This is a genomic window from Akkermansiaceae bacterium, assembly GCA_019634595.1.
Lineage (GTDB): Bacteria > Verrucomicrobiota > Verrucomicrobiia > Verrucomicrobiales > Akkermansiaceae > Luteolibacter.
This window is the reverse complement of record JAHCBC010000003.1, coordinates 728,629-744,762: the sequence shown is the minus strand read 5'-3', so window position 1 is coordinate 744,762 and position 16,134 is coordinate 728,629. Positions and strand designations below refer to the sequence as shown.

General features: G+C 59.2%; 16 protein-coding genes. 12 read left to right on the top strand and 4 right to left on the bottom strand.

The window, feature by feature from the left end:
* The first annotated feature begins 5 nt into the window (after nt 1-5).
* The 5 genes from KF712_13905 to cadA are packed head-to-tail and all read left to right on the top strand — an operon-like array spanning nt 6 to nt 6,671.
* Nucleotides 6-722, top strand: a complete 717-nt coding sequence (locus KF712_13905; protein MBX3742087.1) for an efflux RND transporter periplasmic adaptor subunit — start codon at nt 6-8, stop codon at nt 720-722.
* A 3-nt stretch (nt 723-725) separates the two neighbouring features.
* The gene (locus KF712_13900) at nt 726-3,887 is read left to right on the top strand and encodes an efflux RND transporter permease subunit (protein ID MBX3742086.1); all 3,162 of its coding nucleotides are present in this window, start codon (nt 726-728) and stop codon (nt 3,885-3,887) included.
* Entirely contained in the window at nt 3,884-4,327 is a 444-nt protein-coding gene (locus KF712_13895) for a hypothetical protein (GenBank protein MBX3742085.1), read from the top strand. Before KF712_13900 ends, KF712_13895 begins: the two co-directional genes overlap by 4 nt.
* Before the next feature lie 46 nt (nt 4,328-4,373).
* Nucleotides 4,374-4,685, top strand: coding sequence for a hypothetical protein (locus KF712_13890; protein MBX3742084.1), 312 nt, complete (start codon nt 4,374-4,376; stop codon nt 4,683-4,685).
* 54 nt (nt 4,686-4,739) lie between these two features.
* Nucleotides 4,740-6,671, top strand: a complete 1,932-nt coding sequence (gene cadA / locus KF712_13885) for a cadmium-translocating P-type ATPase (protein ID MBX3742083.1) — start codon at nt 4,740-4,742, stop codon at nt 6,669-6,671.
* Nucleotides 6,672-7,051: 380 nt separating this feature from the next.
* Here the strand turns inward: cadA and KF712_13880 are convergent, their stop codons facing one another.
* From KF712_13880 to KF712_13865, 4 genes are read right to left on the bottom strand one after another with little or no spacing between them, the layout of a single operon-like run.
* Complete coding sequence (locus tag KF712_13880) at nt 7,052-8,302, bottom strand: MFS transporter (protein MBX3742082.1); 1,251 nt, start codon at nt 8,300-8,302, stop codon at nt 7,052-7,054.
* Nucleotides 8,299-9,663 (bottom strand): NAD(P)-binding domain-containing protein, encoded by a 1,365-nt coding sequence (locus tag KF712_13875; protein ID MBX3742081.1) that lies wholly within the window; start codon nt 9,661-9,663, stop codon nt 8,299-8,301. The genes KF712_13880 and KF712_13875 overlap by 4 nt, the downstream gene beginning before the upstream one ends.
* Before the next feature lie 39 nt (nt 9,664-9,702).
* Nucleotides 9,703-10,326 (bottom strand): hypothetical protein, encoded by a 624-nt coding sequence (locus tag KF712_13870; GenBank protein ID MBX3742080.1) that lies wholly within the window; start codon nt 10,324-10,326, stop codon nt 9,703-9,705.
* The gene (locus KF712_13865; protein ID MBX3742079.1) at nt 10,323-10,970 is read right to left on the bottom strand and encodes a sigma-70 family RNA polymerase sigma factor; all 648 of its coding nucleotides are present in this window, start codon (nt 10,968-10,970) and stop codon (nt 10,323-10,325) included. The genes KF712_13870 and KF712_13865 overlap by 4 nt, the downstream gene beginning before the upstream one ends.
* 159 nt (nt 10,971-11,129) lie before the next feature.
* On the opposite strand from KF712_13865, the gene KF712_13860 reads away from it, so the two are divergent.
* From KF712_13860 to arsJ, 7 genes are read left to right on the top strand one after another with little or no spacing between them, the layout of a single operon-like run.
* Nucleotides 11,130-11,528 (top strand): winged helix-turn-helix transcriptional regulator, encoded by a 399-nt coding sequence (locus tag KF712_13860; GenBank protein ID MBX3742078.1) that lies wholly within the window; start codon nt 11,130-11,132, stop codon nt 11,526-11,528.
* Nucleotides 11,525-12,007, top strand: a complete 483-nt coding sequence (locus KF712_13855) for a hypothetical protein (protein MBX3742077.1) — start codon at nt 11,525-11,527, stop codon at nt 12,005-12,007. The genes KF712_13860 and KF712_13855 overlap by 4 nt, the downstream gene beginning before the upstream one ends.
* A gap of 42 nt (nt 12,008-12,049) precedes the next feature.
* Nucleotides 12,050-12,313, top strand: a complete 264-nt coding sequence (locus KF712_13850; protein ID MBX3742076.1) for a hypothetical protein — start codon at nt 12,050-12,052, stop codon at nt 12,311-12,313.
* Between the two features lies 1 nt (nt 12,314).
* Nucleotides 12,315-13,376, top strand: coding sequence for an ACR3 family arsenite efflux transporter (gene arsB, locus KF712_13845; GenBank protein ID MBX3742075.1), 1,062 nt, complete (start codon nt 12,315-12,317; stop codon nt 13,374-13,376).
* Nucleotides 13,377-13,380: 4 nt separating this feature from the next.
* Complete coding sequence (locus KF712_13840) at nt 13,381-13,806, top strand: arsenate reductase ArsC (GenBank protein ID MBX3742074.1); 426 nt, start codon at nt 13,381-13,383, stop codon at nt 13,804-13,806.
* A gap of 21 nt (nt 13,807-13,827) precedes the next feature.
* Entirely contained in the window at nt 13,828-14,835 is a 1,008-nt protein-coding gene (locus tag KF712_13835; GenBank protein MBX3742073.1) for an ArsJ-associated glyceraldehyde-3-phosphate dehydrogenase, read from the top strand.
* A gap of 5 nt (nt 14,836-14,840) precedes the next feature.
* The gene (gene arsJ / locus KF712_13830; protein ID MBX3742072.1) at nt 14,841-16,073 is read left to right on the top strand and encodes an organoarsenical effux MFS transporter ArsJ; all 1,233 of its coding nucleotides are present in this window, start codon (nt 14,841-14,843) and stop codon (nt 16,071-16,073) included.
* Nucleotides 16,074-16,134 lie beyond the last annotated feature (61 nt).

Below are 16,134 nucleotides of genomic sequence, written 5' to 3'. Positions count from 1 at the left end.
ACCCCATGAAAACTTCATCACTTCTCCTTGCCGGCCTCGGCAGCTTCGCCATCGCCACCTTCAACACCTCCTGCCAGAAATCCGAGGCGGCGGCTTCGGCCGCGGCGGAGGCCATCGCGGAAAACGGCGCCCAATTCAAAAAGGGTGAAGGACTCTCGCTCACCGACGAGATGCAGGCCGCGATCGGTCTGAAGATCGAAGATGTGAGCGAAGAAAAAGTCGGCTCTTCGGTGACCCTCCAACTGACCGCCACCGGCGCGAATCTTGCCACCGGCTGGATCAGCCCCGCACAGGCCGCCTCGCTCAAGCTTGGCATGGAAGTCCGGATTGAAGGTTCCACCGTCCCGCTCGCTGGCACCATTACCAAGATCGATCCCGCGCCAATCGGTGCCGGGGACGCCGAGGTCAGCGTTTCCACCAAACAGTCGCTGGCACCCGGTACGGCGCTGACTGCAGTCGCCGCGTGTCTGGAGGGCGAAGCTGCTCCAGCCATTCCCGGTTCGGCCCTGCTCAGGACGGCGGAGGGCACCTTCGTTTACACGGTCAACGGCAAGTTCTATGTGCGGACGCCGGTGACGGTGGGCGCATCGAATGACCGGCTGGTTGAGATCAAGGACGGCCTGTATGCGGGCGATCAGGTAGTCACCACTCCCGTGATGTCGTTGTGGATGGCGGAGCTGCAAGTGCTCCGCGGCGGCAAAGCCTGCACTTGTGGACACTGACCCATGCTCAATTTCCTATTGGATTTCGTCATGCGCCAGCGCGTGGCGGTGCTGCTGGCCACCCTCGTCCTGATCGGGGTGGGGACCTGGGCAATGCTGCGCCTGCCGATCGACGCGGTTCCCGACATCACCAACCCCCAAGTCCAGATCAACACCGCTGTTCCCGCACTCGCGCCGGAGGAAGTGGAGAAGCTGGTCACCTTCCCGATTGAAAGCGAGATGGCAGGCCTGCCGGAAATGGTCGAATTGCGCTCGCTCTCGAAATTCGGGCTCTCGCAGGTCACCATGACCTTCAAGGACGGGGTGGACCTATATCGGACCCGCCAGCTCGTCACCGAGCGGCTGCAGGGCGTCCTCGATGACCTGCCGCCCGGTCTTTCGCCCAAGCTCGCGCCGATCGCCACCGGCCTCGGCGAAATCTTCTACTACACCTTGGACTACGAACCGGGCGCAGCCGACAAGCCCGCCAGTCGTGGGGAGCAGTTGATGGCGCTGCGTCAGATCCAGGAATACACGGTGAAGCCCCTGTTGCGGGCGACTCAGGGGGTGGCCGAGGTGAACACCAGCGGCGGCTACGAGCGCCAGTTGGTGATTGAACCCGATCCCGCCAAACTTGCCGCCGCAGGCCTCTCGCTCGACAGCCTGGCGGAAATCGTCGAGCAGAATACGAAGAATGCCGGAGGCGGCTATGTCGAGCTTGGCGGCGAGCAGCTGATCGTGCGTGCCCCCACCCGCGTCACCAACTCCGAGGAAATCGCCAAACTGCCGATCAAGTTTGGCGCGGGGGTGCGTCCAATTCTCCTGAGCGATGTCGCCACGGTCGGCATCGGCTCCTCGTTCCGCTCCGGGGCGAGCACCCATGAAGCTGATGAGGCGCTGATCGGCGCGGCGATCATGCTGGCAGGTGAAAACACCCGGGTGGTCGCCCATTCGGTGCGGACCAAGCTCGAAGAGATCCAGCAGAAGTTGCCTGCCGGGGTGAGCATCAAGCCGGTTTATGACCGCAGCGAACTGGTGGACCGAACCATCCACACCGTGGAGAAGAACCTGACCGAAGGCGCGATCCTGGTGATCGTGGTGCTGTTCCTCCTGTTGGGGAACTTCCGAGCTGCTTTCATCGTGGCTCTGGTGATTCCGCTGTCGATGCTGATGGCAATGACGGGCATGGTGCGGATGGGGGTTTCCGGAAATCTCATGAGTCTGGGCGCGGTGGACTTCGGCCTCATTATTGATGGTGCGGTCGTGATGGTCGAAAACATCGTTCGCCATTTGGGCGAACGGCAGCACGCATTGGGCCGAAAACTCACTGCCGCAGAGCGCGCGCGCGAGGTGCTCGGCTCGGCGAAGGAAGTCGCCAATCCGATGTTTTTCGGGGTGCTCATCATCACCGTGGTCTATCTGCCGATCCTCGCCCTGCAAGGGATCGAAGGTAAGATGTTCAAGCCGATGGCGGTGGTCGTCATGCTGGCCCTGGGTGGCTCGCTGGTGCTCGCGCTCACCCTGATGCCGGTGCTTTGCTCGTTTTTGTTAGGCGGCAACATCAAGGAAAAGGACAACTGGCTCGTGACGCTGGTGAAGCGCATCTACACGCCGCTGCTGAGCTTCGGACTACGCTTCCGATGGCTGGTGGTGGTGCCGATGTTCGCGTTGTTCGGGTTCTCGCTCTTCGTCTTCTCGCGGCTTGGTTCGGAATTCATTCCGCAGCTCGACGAAGGCGATTTCACCTTCCAGCTCATCCGCAGCAGCAGCGCTGGACTCACCGCTTCAGTCGATCTCCAGAAGCAATCCGAGGCGATCCTGCGGCGGGAGTTTCCCGAGGTCCGCGACGTATTCTCGCGGATCGGCACAGCCGAGGTGGCTTCCGACCCGATGGGACCCAATGTCTCCGACACCTACGTCATGCTCCACACCAAAGAGAAGTGGCGGCTGGTGGACGGCAAGCCGATCGCAAAGGAAGAACTCGGCGACCTGATGCGCCGCCGCATCCTCGAACAGGTGCCGGGCCAGAACATCCTCGTTTCGCAGCCGATCCAAATGCGTTTCAACGAGATCATGGCCGGATCCCGTGCGGACCTGCTGTGCAAGATCTACGGCGAGGATTACGACGAACTTGAACGGCTGGCCGGCGAGGTGCGGGAGGTGCTCAACGCCCTTCCGGGCGGTGCGGAGACCGAGTTCGATGCCATCGGCAAGGTGCCGATGATCGAAATCCAACCAGATCGCGACGCGATGCAGAGGTTCAACGTCCACGCAGATGACCTGAACCGACTCATCGAAACAGCGCTCGCCGGTGGCGAGGTCGGAACGCTCATAGAGGGCAACCGCCGCACACCTTTGGTCGTGCGCCTGGCCGAGAAGCGGAGGGAGGATCTGTCGGCGATGGAACGGCTGCCGCTGCGGACCGAGGAGGGGGCACTGCTGTCGCTCGGACAAGTCGCCAAGGTTAAGCTGGTGGAGCAGGTCAACCAGATCGCCCGCGAGGACACCCAGCGCCGTGTTTCGGTGCTCATCAACGTCCGCGGTCGGGACACCGCCGGTTTCGTGGCCGAGGCTAGTAAGGCCATCCACGAAAAGGTGAAGTTCCCCAATGGCTACTACTTCGAGTTCGGCGGCCAGTTCAAGAATCTGATGGAGGCCAAGCAGCGGCTGATGATCGTGGTGCCGCTCGCGCTGGCGCTGATCTTCGTGCTGATTTTCCTCAGCTTCAATTCGCTGCGCCAGGCGGTCCTGATCTTCGTCTGCGTTCCGCTCGCTGTCACCGGCGGGGTGTTCGCACTGTGGCTGCGGGCGATGCCCTTCACGATCTCCGCCGCCGTCGGTTTCATCGCCCTGAGTGGGATCGCCGTGCTCAACGGGATCATGCTGATCTCCTTCATCAACCAGCTCCGCGAAGAGGGCAAATCGCTGCGCGACGCGGTGGTCGAAGGAACCCTGACCCGGTTGCGGCCGAAGCTGATGACCGCGCTGGTTGCCTCACTCGGCTTTCTGCCGATGGCTTTGGCGACCGGGGCGGGTGCCGAAGTCCAGCGCCCGATCGCCACCGTCGTCATCGGCGGAATCGTCACCTCCACTTTCCTCACCCTGCTCGTGGTGCCCCTGCTCTACGAGTGGCTGGAGAGAAAAACCGTAAGAAGAAAACCGAACCTCGAACCACAGGAATCATGAAACACATCCTCAAAACCATCGCTGTTGTCGCGCTCGCGGCATTCAGCACCGGAACCGCTCTGGCGGATGCCAAAGTCAAGGCGGGCCCCCGCAAGGGACGCGTCCTCGAACTGGAGAAACAGAACGCGGAGTTCTTCGTCGAGAAGGATCGCACCGTGAGCATCGCGTTCTACGATGCGGAGCTCAAGGCGCAGCCGGTCGCGGGCCAGACGGTGACTGCCACCGCCGAAGCGCCTAGTGGCAAGACCAAGCTCGAATTCGAAAAGAAAGGCGAGCTTCTGGTGTCCAAGACCCCGCTGCCCGAAGGCGAACACTACACGGTTGTCGTCCAGGTGAAGCCCGATGCCGAGGCCAAGCCCAAGAACTTCAGGATCCCGCTGGACCTGTCCCACTGCAAGGGCTGCGGCAACTCCGAGTACGCCTGCATCTGCGACGAATAATTGGCATTCCCATTCCTCTCATCTGCAAACCAAACAACGAACCCATATGAATACAAAACTGACCACAATCCTCGGCGCGATTCTATTCGCCGCCGCTTCATTCAGCCCGGTCGCGATGGCCAAACCTGGCAGCTTCGACTTCCCCCGGAAGTCCGACACCTCGCCGCGGAAGCCCGCCGCGGTCCATTGCTATTCGTCCGCCTGTGCCGGCATCTCTTGCTGCGTCACCCGGACCAAAACGGAGTTCGCGCCGAACGGCAAGGGCATGATCACCCGCCGTGTCAGAGCCTGCACTTCCGAATGCCCGGTGCCCGTTTCCCAGCATAAGGCAGTCTGCCGCGTTGGCTCACGCGCATGATCGCCCTGCCCGCCACTCCGTCCCCGTTTGACCATCCCGTTATGATCCACAGCCATGAGTGATTCGTGCGGATGCGGCGGGGGTGGTTGTGGCGGGGCAAAGACCGATTGGGAAAGCTGGAGCCTGATCCTGGGTGCGGTATTGCTGGTGATCACCCTCGGTGCTCACTGGAGCCGCATCCTCCCTCCGTCGGCGGTTTCCACGCTGGCGTTCGCCGCCATCGCGGCGGGCGGCTGGTTGCTGCTGCCTAAGGCGTTCGGTGCGTTGAGAAGGTTACGTCCGGACATCAACCTGCTGGTGGTCATCGCAGCGATCGGAGCTTCGATCATCGGCGAGCAGGTCGAAGCTGCGGCGGTTGTCATTCTCTTTGGAGTGGCGGAATGGTTGGAAGGTTGGGCAGACCGGCGTGCCCGGCGGGCTGTCGGGGCTCTTCTCGACCTTGCGCCGAAGAACGCCCTCCTGAAACGGGAAGGCCAATTCGTTGAAGTACTTGCCGATCAGGTGCGTCCGGGAGAGATAGTCGCGGTTAAAAGCGGCATGAGCATCCCGCTCGATGGCGAAATCACGGTCGGCGAATCCGCTGTCAACCAGGCACCGATCACGGGGGAATCGGTGCCGGTGGACAAGCGACCGGGAGACACGGTGTTCGCGGGCACGATCAACGGCGAAGGCTCGCTGGAATTCCTGGTGACCAAAGCCGCGGGGGACACGACATTGGCGCGGATCATCCATCTGGTGACTGAAGCGCAGGAGCAGAAGGCTCCGACCCAGCGGACGGTTGATGTGTTCGCGCGTTACTACACCCCAGCGGTCACCCTTGCAGCGCTGGCGGTCTTTCTCATTCCTCCCTTGTTCGGGAATGGCAACTGGTCCGACTGGCTCTACCGGGCATGTGTCCTTCTCATTATTGCCTGTCCCTGCGCGCTGGTGATTTCCACCCCGGTGAGTATCGTTGCGGGATTGACCGCCCTTGCGCGTCGCGGCGTGCTGGTGAAAGGCGGGGCTCATTTGGAATCCATCGCCCGGATCAAGGCGCTTGCGGTGGACAAGACGGGCACGATCACCGAGGGTAAGCCCCGCGTCCTCGGAATTGAGCCGTTCGGTGATACTTCCGAAAACGAGCTGTTGCGTGTGGCAGCAGCGATCGATGTTCATTCGGAGCATCCACTGGCCAAGGCCGTGGTCATGAAAGCTCAGGAGGCGGGAGTATCATTTCCGCGTGCTGAACGCTACCAAGCCCGCAGTGGGCGCGGCGCGCAAGGTGACATCGATGGCCATTCCTATTTCGTCGGGAATCATCGTTACACCCATGAGTTGGGGGTTTGTTCCGAAGATACGGAGCAACGCCTCCGGGAGATCGAAAGCCGCGGCCAGTCGGTAGTGGTGGTCGGTCACATGCCGCATGATGGCTGTGCGGGCGAAGTGCTGGGGATCCTCGCTATTGGAGATACCCTGCGCCCGGAGGCGGCCGAAGCGATTCGTTCCATCCATCGGGTGGGGGTAGCTAAAGTGGTGATGTTGAGCGGCGACAACCAGGTCGCGGCTGATTTCATTGCCAGCCAGGTTGGGATCGATGAAACACGCGGAAACCTCCTTCCAGAAGATAAGGTGGAGGCCGTCAGATCGCTCGCCACCCGGTTTGGTGGGATCGTCATGGTGGGTGATGGCGTGAACGACGCCCCGGCGATGGCAGCGGCCACGGTTGGCATCGCGATGGGCGGCGCAGGAACGGACTCCGCGATCGAAACGTCCGACATTACTCTCATGAAGGATGACCTTTCGGAGATCGCCAAAGCGATTACGCTCGGACGGCGGACTCTCGGAGTCATCCGCTTCAACATCGCCTTCGCTCTGCTCCTTAAGGCGGTTTTTCTAATTCTTACCCTCACCGGTCACGCCAGCCTTTGGCTTGCGATTCTCGCGGATACAGGTGCCACGCTTATTGTTACTGGAAATTCACTACGTCTCCTAAAATCAAAGAATTGAAGGCAGAAAAGTGGATGAAGAAGATCATTTGGAAAGCTCAGGCCCTCCTGTAATTGTCGTCTGCCATGAAGGAAGCGAACCGCATTCATCGATTTGACCACATCCTGCGCCTGCTTGTGCCAGATACGAGGAAACGCGTCGCAGGTACGAGCTCACTCCAGCGGCACGGCGTGCCTGTAGCCAATTACCTCTCAGGATTTTGGCAACAGCTGCTCCAGGATAATGGGCCTTATAGAGGCGGGCTTCTCGGACACTTAATGGGAGCGTTGGATTGACGAGAGCGCTTAGAAGGTCTGCTTCGCTATCCCGATGTCAGGCCAGACACCGAACCCCAGGTTCTTTTCGGCTGGAGACCCTGCGACGGATAGTGAGCATGATATCTAGCGATTCAAGGATACTCCCGACACTAGCCCCAGGGTCGCCGCGAGACCGACCAAGAGTAGGAAAAGCAGGAGAATGAACACAACCGTAGGCCTCGTTGAATGTTCCCAGACGGCACTTAATACGAAAGGAGCCGCCGCTTTGGCGATCACGGCAGGAGCAGCAATCGCTCCATTAAGCTCTGCATAGCGCTCCCTGCCAAAGAATTCGGCGATTGCGGTTCCCTTCAGGATGGTCATGACGCCATTTCCCGATCCGAAAAGCACGGCGAAGCAGACAAGCCAGCCGGTCGTGGATGGTAAACAAATGAGGATCAGAACGGAGAGCGTCATGAAGATCATCGCCCATCGGCCCGATTGGACGGATGAGAGTTTCGCGCCACGGGCGGCGATTAGCAGGCGGCCCACGACTTGCATCGGTCCAACAAGGGCCATCGCGCCAAGCAGTGATCCCGGATCCGCTCCCATTGAGGTCAATCCGGGAACAATGAGAAAAATGAGTCCTGAAAATGCGGCGGTATGCGCTGTGAACCAGAGCGCTAGCAGCAAAAAAGTCTTGTCGGTGAAGTCCCTTCTAATTGTGCCGATGGCAACGGAAACGGGTATTGCCCGATGATAGGGTTTCGAGTGCCTCCCAGCGGGCTGTCGGGCCATTCCCAGTCCATGAAGCGGTATGCCGATTCCTGCGACGGCGATGCCAAGGCCGATGCAGGCACTCCGCCAGCCGAAGTTTTGGGCAAGCAGATGGGATAGGGGAACGAAGGCGGTGCTCGCGAGTCCACCCAGCAGTGTGATGAGCACGATGCCTTTCTTATACCGGCTTCCGAAAGCCACCGTCACCGCAGCGAACGCGGGTTCATACAGGAGCGCGGCCATGGCTGCCCCAACTCCCATCCATGCCAGGTAAAAGTGCCAGGGTTCGGTGACTGCACCAAAGGCAGCGAATGCCACCCCGCCAACCAGGGAACCCAACGACATGATAATTCTGGAACCGCGCCGCTGGATCCACAGTCCAACCGGCAGGGCAAGGATGCCCCAAGTCAACAACCCTAACGACAGGCCGCCGTTAATGAGAGCGCGGCTCCAACCAGTGTCAGCATGGATGGGCGCGGAGAGGGCGGTGAAGGCATAATACAGGACACCCCATGAAAGAAGCTGGCCCCACGCAAGCCGCCATGCGAGTCCCCAAGGGGGCCGCGTGTTTTCTTCCGGGGAAGCCGGTGCTTGGGGAAAACTTCCTTCAGGGCTCATCCACAGCAGTTGGCGCTCGTCTCTTTTCGTGGAACGGGTGGTAAATGGAAGGGGAGTTTTTGATCGCCGCAGCACGAGGAAGAATCTTCCTCTGGCTCACTGAGACGGCATACGCCTGTTTCAGGAAGATCGAGTTCAACCTTGGCGGCTGCTTCGTGGTCGCCGGAGATTTCCGCTACAACAGAACGCACCTGCTCATAGCCTGTGGCCAACAGGAAAGTCGGCGCGCGACCGTAGCTTTTCATGCCGACTATATAGTAACCTAGGTCTGGATGAGCGAGTTCCTTCGCTCCATGAGGACGGACGCTGCCGCAGCTATGTTCGTTGGGGTCGATCAACGGACCGAGCTGCTCAACGCACTCGAGCGCCGGATCGAGCCTGAGCCGGATCTCGCGGCTGAACCCAAGGTCGGGACGAAAACCGGTGGTCACCACGATGCGTTCCACCATCAGTTCGACCGGAGCGCCGGCCACCTCCGCGTGGACCTTGATGGAGGAATGGCCGCTGTTTTCAGCAAGTCCTTCAATCGACATCGGGCTCAAAACCTTTATTGCGCCACTTTCCACCGCCTCACGCACTCTCTGCCCCAGTTCGCCACGTGCAGGCAGAGCATCGGCAGCGCCGCCCCCGAAGACATTGCCGGGTTTTGTTTTCCGCATCGCCCACGTGATCGTGGTGTCGGGATGCCTGTCCTTCAAATGCAGTAGATCGAGGATTGCGTTGAAAGACGAGTGGCCGCTGCCAACCACGAGAACGTGCGCTCCAGCGAAATCATTGCCCGGGGAACCGGACAGGTCGGGAATCCCGTAGTGGATTCGCGATGAGACGGCCTCCTCACCGGGCACGGAAAGTCCGTCCGTTCCCATCGGATTCGGGTTTTCCCATGTTCCACTGGCATCAATCACCGCTTTGGCACGGTGGATGGCGATGTTTCCAGTGGCATCCATGGTGCGGATCACGAATGGATGCCCAACCCGGCCGTGGCTGCGAACCTTGTCCAGTCCTTCGCGGGTGACGGCAATCACTCGATGGCTCAGCCGAAGAGAATCAGCCACCGACTCAATCGAAGCGAGCGGTTCCAAATACGCTTCGGTGATTTCAAGTCCGGTAGGAAGATGCTCTGCTTCGGGCTCGTTCCATCCGGCCTTCTCGAGAAGACGCCGCGAAGCGGAGTCGATATTGTAACGCCATGGGGAAAACATTCTGATATGCGCCCATTTCCTGACCGTGTGTCCAACGGATTGGCCGGCTTCCAGAATCAACGGCTGCTCGCCACGCTCAATGAGATGGGCGGCCGCGGCGAGCCCCACGGGGCCGGCTCCGATGACCGCCACAGGAAGATTTTCTTGAGGTGTTTTCATACACGTAGAGAGACGGGATGAGGGGGAAAGAGACGCGCATTATTTCTGGAGGAGGGTTGCTTTGTAACCCGAGACGTCGATGGCCGCCATCAGCTTGGTGCTGTCGGTCTTTTCCGGAGCATACCAAACGGTGAGGGTGCCGGACTTTAGATCCGCCTCCGCCCGTTCATAGCCGTCGACTGGCTTCAGCGCATGGAGCACCAATCCAACGCAGCATTCCTGATCGAAGCCTTCCAATTGGAAAACGCTCTTGGTGAGCCGGCTTGCGGCCCCAGACGGCGCCTCTATTGGTTTCGATGAGGAGACACCCGGAACGAGATGCGGCCAGAAAAGCAAAAGCGCGGTCAAAAGCGCTGTTGCTGAGGTCAAGAGACGGATGCCGCCAATTTGTAGCAGGTAGCTTTTCCCTTCGTCGCCATCTCCGGCTCCGTTGCAGTTGCAGGATCTTCGTTTCCGGAATGCGAGGAAGAGACCGGCACCGAGCGTTAATACGCTGGTGGAAATAAGATAGGGCTTCAACAACGACAGCGTGGAGAGAGAGCTGGCGCTGATGCCCATCATTCCTGCCATGGCAAGTAGCGGACCGACACAGCAGGTAGAGGCGAGAATAGCCGGGAGTAGGCCGCCCGCAGTCAGAAAAGAAGTGCGCCAAGGGAATTTCATGGTGTCAGGCTCTTGGGTTTGCCGCAGCCACAACCGGGGTTCGCGAGTGTTTCATCACGGGTTCTCTTCGTGGTCTCCCGCCTTTTCACCTCCAATACGGTTCCATACCGATCCGTCTCGATGTGGCAGCATTTTTCAACCGCAGCGCGGACTTCCTGACGCGCACGTTGGACCCGCGACTTCGCCCCCGAAAGAGAGATCCCCTCTTTCCCGGCGAGTTCGGCTTGCGTGTGTCCCTCATAGTCCGTGTAGCGCAGGGCGTTGCGGTAAATGTCCGGCAGCGCCTCCACCACGCCCCGAACGTAGGCGGAGAGCATTTCACGAAGAACCGCCTCTTCCTCGGCGATGTATCCACACGGATCTTCATTGTCGGGCAGGTCATCGGCGCAGGAGTCCATCGATTTCGCCCGTCGGAAATGATCGGCGATGGTATTGCGGGCGATCTGGAACAACCATGATTCCAGTCTTTCCTGATCCTTCAGGCCCGCGACCTTCGTTACCCCCCGGAGAAGGATTTCCTGGGTAAGATCCTCGGCAAGGTGCCGGTCCCGGACCCTGGATTGCACGAATCGCAGCAGGGAATTACGCAGTTCACTGCTGGAGAGCCGATCAATGTCGATGGAGAAGGCGGAATTTGGGCTCATACATGGAAGACGGCTATTTTCTGAAAAGGATGCAGGAATTCGACTTCGATCGAAAGCAGACCCGTTTCGGCGGCAAAATCCCGCAGGATCGAATCAATTATCTACGTGACGAATATTTCCGTTGCAATACCGGGTTTCTGCAATACGATATTTCTCGTTATGAGAAACATCGTTAGTTTCGCGAAGGCCTTGGGCGATACCACGAGGTGGCGCATTGTCCGCATGGTGATGGATGAACCGCTCTGTGTGTGTGAGCTCGCGGATATCCTCGACATGCCGCAGTCCTCGGTTTCCAGCCACGTCCAGATCATCCGCAAGGCTGGTCTTCTGGAGAGTGAAAAGTGCGAAAAGTGGACTTATTTCCGCGTTGAAGCGAAATACCTCAAGGTCATTCAAGCGATGGAGAACCTCTTCTCCGCAGCCGGCGGCGATGAATGGAATGACGACCAAGCCAAGATGGCAAAACGGCTGGAAGAGCGGGTCGGCAGCTGCTGTCCCGGCCCGAAAAAGCTGACGGGCCGCAAGCGGGCGACTTCCCAACGAAACTCGGTGAAATGAATCTTTCCCAACTCAAGTCCCTCCTTGCCACCAATTCGGGCAGCTCTTTCCGGATCCGACTCCCGGACGGACTGGCGGTGCCTGTTTCTTTCCATGTAACCGAAGTGGGGCGCGTCCAGAAGACCTTTCTCGATTGCGGCGGCAAACTCCGCGAGTCGATCGCGTGCCAGCTTCAGGTCTGGGTTGGATCCGATTACGACCACCGGCTTGAGACCGGTAAAATGGCCGCAATTCTCGACAAGGCCAAGGACTACCTTCCTGACGAAGCCATCCCGGTGGAGGTGGAGTATGAGGATACGGTAATTTCCCAATACACGATCGAGGGACATGAGGTGTCGGATGATGCCGTGGTGTTGATCCTCGCCCATAAACACACCGAATGCCTTGCGCCGGAACTGTGCGGCCTGCCGCCGCTTCCCGGAGCGGGGAAAGCCAAAGCTCCCGCCGTCTCCTGCTGTGGCCCGAAGGGCTGCTGTTAGAGGACCATGCGGTTTGACGAACAACCATTCCTCGCGACCCATATGCTGCACTTCAACCCTGACGTCGCCTGCTGTGAAGATCCAGCCGCGGGAGACTTGTTTCCAGACTTATTAAATCTCGCCCCTAACCGTGAAAATCGCGGTCGCGTCGCTGTGGTGATTGTCAAATCCTATGGGATCGGGGCGGCAAAACCGGTGATCCGGATTGATAAAGAGGCATGGAGCAAATGTTTCGCACACTCTAACTTCGACTCCAATTACCGCTTAAGCATGGCACAGCTAGGCCTTCAACAAGCTCTATTTTGATATGAACACCGTCTCCAATAAGATGTCGTTTCTGGATCGTTACCTAACGGTATGGATTTTCGCGGCCATGGGGATCGGGGTACTGCTGGGGAATTTCATCATCAAGGATCCTTCGGCGTTCTTCGCGCCGATGACGGTGGGCACCACCAACATGCCAATCGCCTTCGGCCTGATCCTGATGATGTATCCACCGTTGGCAAAGGTGAGGTACAAGGAGTTGCCCAAGGTTTTCGCCAATTTCCGCATCCTGGGCCTTTCGCTTTTCCAGAATTGGATCGTCGGACCGCTGCTGATGTGGGTGCTGGCGGTGACGTTTTTACACGACCAGCCGGAATACATGGTCGGTCTGATTCTGGTGGGCTTGGCGCGATGCATCGCAATGGTGCTGGTCTGGAATGATCTGGCCAAAGGTAACAGTGAGTATGCCGCTGGTTTGGTTGCCCTGAACAGCATCGTTCAAGTGCTATTTTACGGTGCCTATGCGTGGCTGTTCGTGACAGTGCTGCCTCAGGCGATCGGTTTGAATGGCGCCGTGGTAAATATTTCGGTGCGCGAGATTTTCGTCAGCGTGATGATCTATCTTGGAATCCCGTTCGTCGCGGGCTTCCTCACCCGGATGTTGTTGGAGAAGCGGGAGGAGGAATGGTACGAAACCGTGTTCCTCCCGCGCATTTCACCACTCACCTTGATCGCGCTGTTGTTCACGATCGTGATCATGTTCACCTACAAAGGCGGGGAGATCGTCCGCATGCCTCTGGATGTCGGCCGGATCGCGGTGCCGCTGGTAATTTACTTCGTTGTGATGTTTCTGGTGAGTTTCGTGATGTCCGCCAAGCTCGGAGCGGACTATCCGCGCTCGGCGAGCGTGGCCTTCACGTCCGCGGGCAACAATTTTGAACTCGCGATCGCCGTGGCGATCTCTGTCTTCGGGCTAGAGTCCGGAGTCGCGTTTGCCGCCGTGGTAGGGCCGCTAATCGAAGTGCCAACTCTTATCGGCCTCGTCCACGTTTCGTTCTGGCTGCGCCGCAAGTTCTTCCCCGAACCAGCCTCTCCCACTCACTGACACCATGACCACCATCCTCATCCTTTGTACTGGAAATTCATGCCGCAGCCAGATGGCTGAGGGCTTCTTGCGCTCCTTCGCGGGGAATGAATTCGAAATCCAAAGCGCGGGCTCGCACCCTTCCGGCTATGTGCATCCGCTGGCCATTAGGGCAATGGGCGAGGTCGGCGTTGATCTGGCCGGCTATCGTTCGAAGCATCTCAACGAGTTCCTGGACCGTGAGATTCACAGCGTGATTTCGGTCTGCGGAAACGCTGATCAAGCGTGCCCGATTTTCCCCGGTCGGATGCACCGCCATCACTTTCCGTTCGATGATCCTGCCAATGCCGTCGGGAATGACGACGAGCTGATGATCGTCTTCCGGCGCGTCCGGGACGAGATCCGAATGATATTCGAAGCTTACGCAGCGGGCCTTCGGGATGCTTCCTGAATTTCTCTACTACAGTACAATATGGCAACACGCATCGGCATCAATGGATTCGGACGGATGGGCCGGTTGGCTTTCCGGGCCGGCTGGGACTTCCCCGAATTGGAATTCGTCCACGTCAACGAAACGGGCGGCGACGGCACCACCTCGGCCCATCTTCTCTACTTCGACTCGGTTCATGGTCGATGGAATCGCGAAACCGCAGGAGAAGCTGATCACTTCACCGTCGAAGGACAAAGAATTGGCCACACCAGCCACAAGGATTTCTCGCATGTGCCATGGGCCGATCTCGGCATCGACATCGTGCTCGAAGCCAGCGGGAAGTTCCGGACGCCGGAGCAACTGGAGGCCTATTTCAAGGCTGGGGTGAAAAAGGTCATCGTTGCCGCTCCGGTGAAGACGGGTGCGCTGAACATCGTGATGGGGGTCAATGACGACCTCTACGATCCTGCGCAGCACCACCTGCTGACAGCCGCCTCCTGCACGACCAACTGTCTGGCGCCGGTCGTAAAGGTCATTCATGAGAAGATCGGTATTCGTCATGGGATGATTACCACCATCCACGACATGACCAACACGCAGTCGATCCTAGACACCCCTCACAAGGACTTGCGGCGGGCCCGGGCGTCGAGCCAGTCGCTGATTCCCACCTCGACCGGCTCCGCCACGGCCATCGGGATGATTTTTCCGGAGCTGCTTGGAAAGCTCGATGGTGTAGCGGTCCGCGTCCCCTTGCTCAATGCCTCGCTCACCGACTGCGTGTTCGAAGTCTCGCGGGAAACCAGCATTGCCGAGGTGAACGGCCTGCTGCGGGAAGCGGCGGAAGGGCAACTCGCCGGCATCCTCGGCTACGAGGCGCGGCCGTTGGTCTCGGTCGATTACAAGGACGACCCGCGTTCGTCGATCATCGACGCGCTCTCGACCATGGTCACCAACGGAACCCAGGTGAAGATCCTCGCCTGGTATGACAACGAGTGGGGCTACGCCAGCCGCTATGCCGAACTCGCCCGTAAAGTCGCCAGTTCCCTTTGACCGCAATGAGCACCTCTTCCGGAACTCGGAACTATGCGATCGTTACGATGGCATACTGGGCGGACACCCTGGCCGACGGCGCGATCCGGATGCTGGTGCTATTCTATTTCTACCAACTCGGCTACAGCGCCTTTCAAGTCGCTTCGCTCTTTCTGTTCTACGAGTTCTTCGGCATCGCGACCAATTTTGCGGGCGGGGTGCTGGCGTCGCGCTTCGGACTGAAAAGCACGCTCTTCATGGGTCTCGGCACCCAGTTGCTGGCGCTCGGCATGCTCGCATTCATACCCGCTGCCGGGCTGACGGTCGTGTGGGTGATGGCCTCCCAGGCACTGTCTGGAATCGCCAAGGACCTGACAAAAATGAGCAGCAAGAGCGCGGTGAAGCTTGTCGCGGGCGACGCCGAAGGCCGCCTGTACCGCTGGGTTGCACTGCTCACTGGTAGCAAGAACGCCTTGAAGGGCGTCGGCTTCTTCATCGGCAGTTTGCTTCTCTCGCTGATCGGTTTTCAATCAGCTGTATTTGTGCTGATGGGTCTGGTCGGCCTCGCATTGATTGCCGCCGCACTGCTGATGCGGGGTGGACTGGGCGACGTGAAAAAGAAATCGAAGTTCAGCCATCTCTTTTCGAAGAACCGTGCGGTGAACATGCTTTCGGTCGCCCGGTTCTTCCTTTTCGGGGCGCGCGACGTGTGGTTCGTCGTCGCGTTGCCAGTCTTCCTTTCATCGGTGCTCGGCTGGAAATTCTGGCAAGCAGGCGGCTTCATGGCACTTTGGGTCATCGGCTACGGAGTTGTCCAGGCTGCGGCTCCTGTCATCCTGCGCGGAAAAGATCCCACCGGGAGAACCGCCACCCGTCTTGCCTTTGGCCTTGCCCTGATCCCGATTGCCATTGCGGGCGGGCTCTTTTTCGAATGGAACGCAACCACGGTCGTCGTGGCAGGTCTGATATTCTTCGGCATCGCCTTCGCGCTGAACTCCGCCGTCCATTCTTTCCTGATCCTTGACTACACCGATCACGACAAAGTCGCGATGAACGTCGGCATCTACTACATGGCTAATGCCTGCGGCCGCCTGGCTGGCACGGTGCTTTCGGGTTTATTGTATCAGCTCGGCCTGCACGAAGGGGGAGTGGCGGGACTCATCTGGTGCCTTGTTGCTTCGGCTGTCTTCCTTATTGCCGCTGGGACGATTTCGATGGGGCTTCCGTCACTGCGGCATCTCTCCGGGATGAAGCCGTAGCCGCCCGCTATTCCCGTGAGACCGTCCTGATCGCAACAACGAAAGTCATAAGAATCCGAAT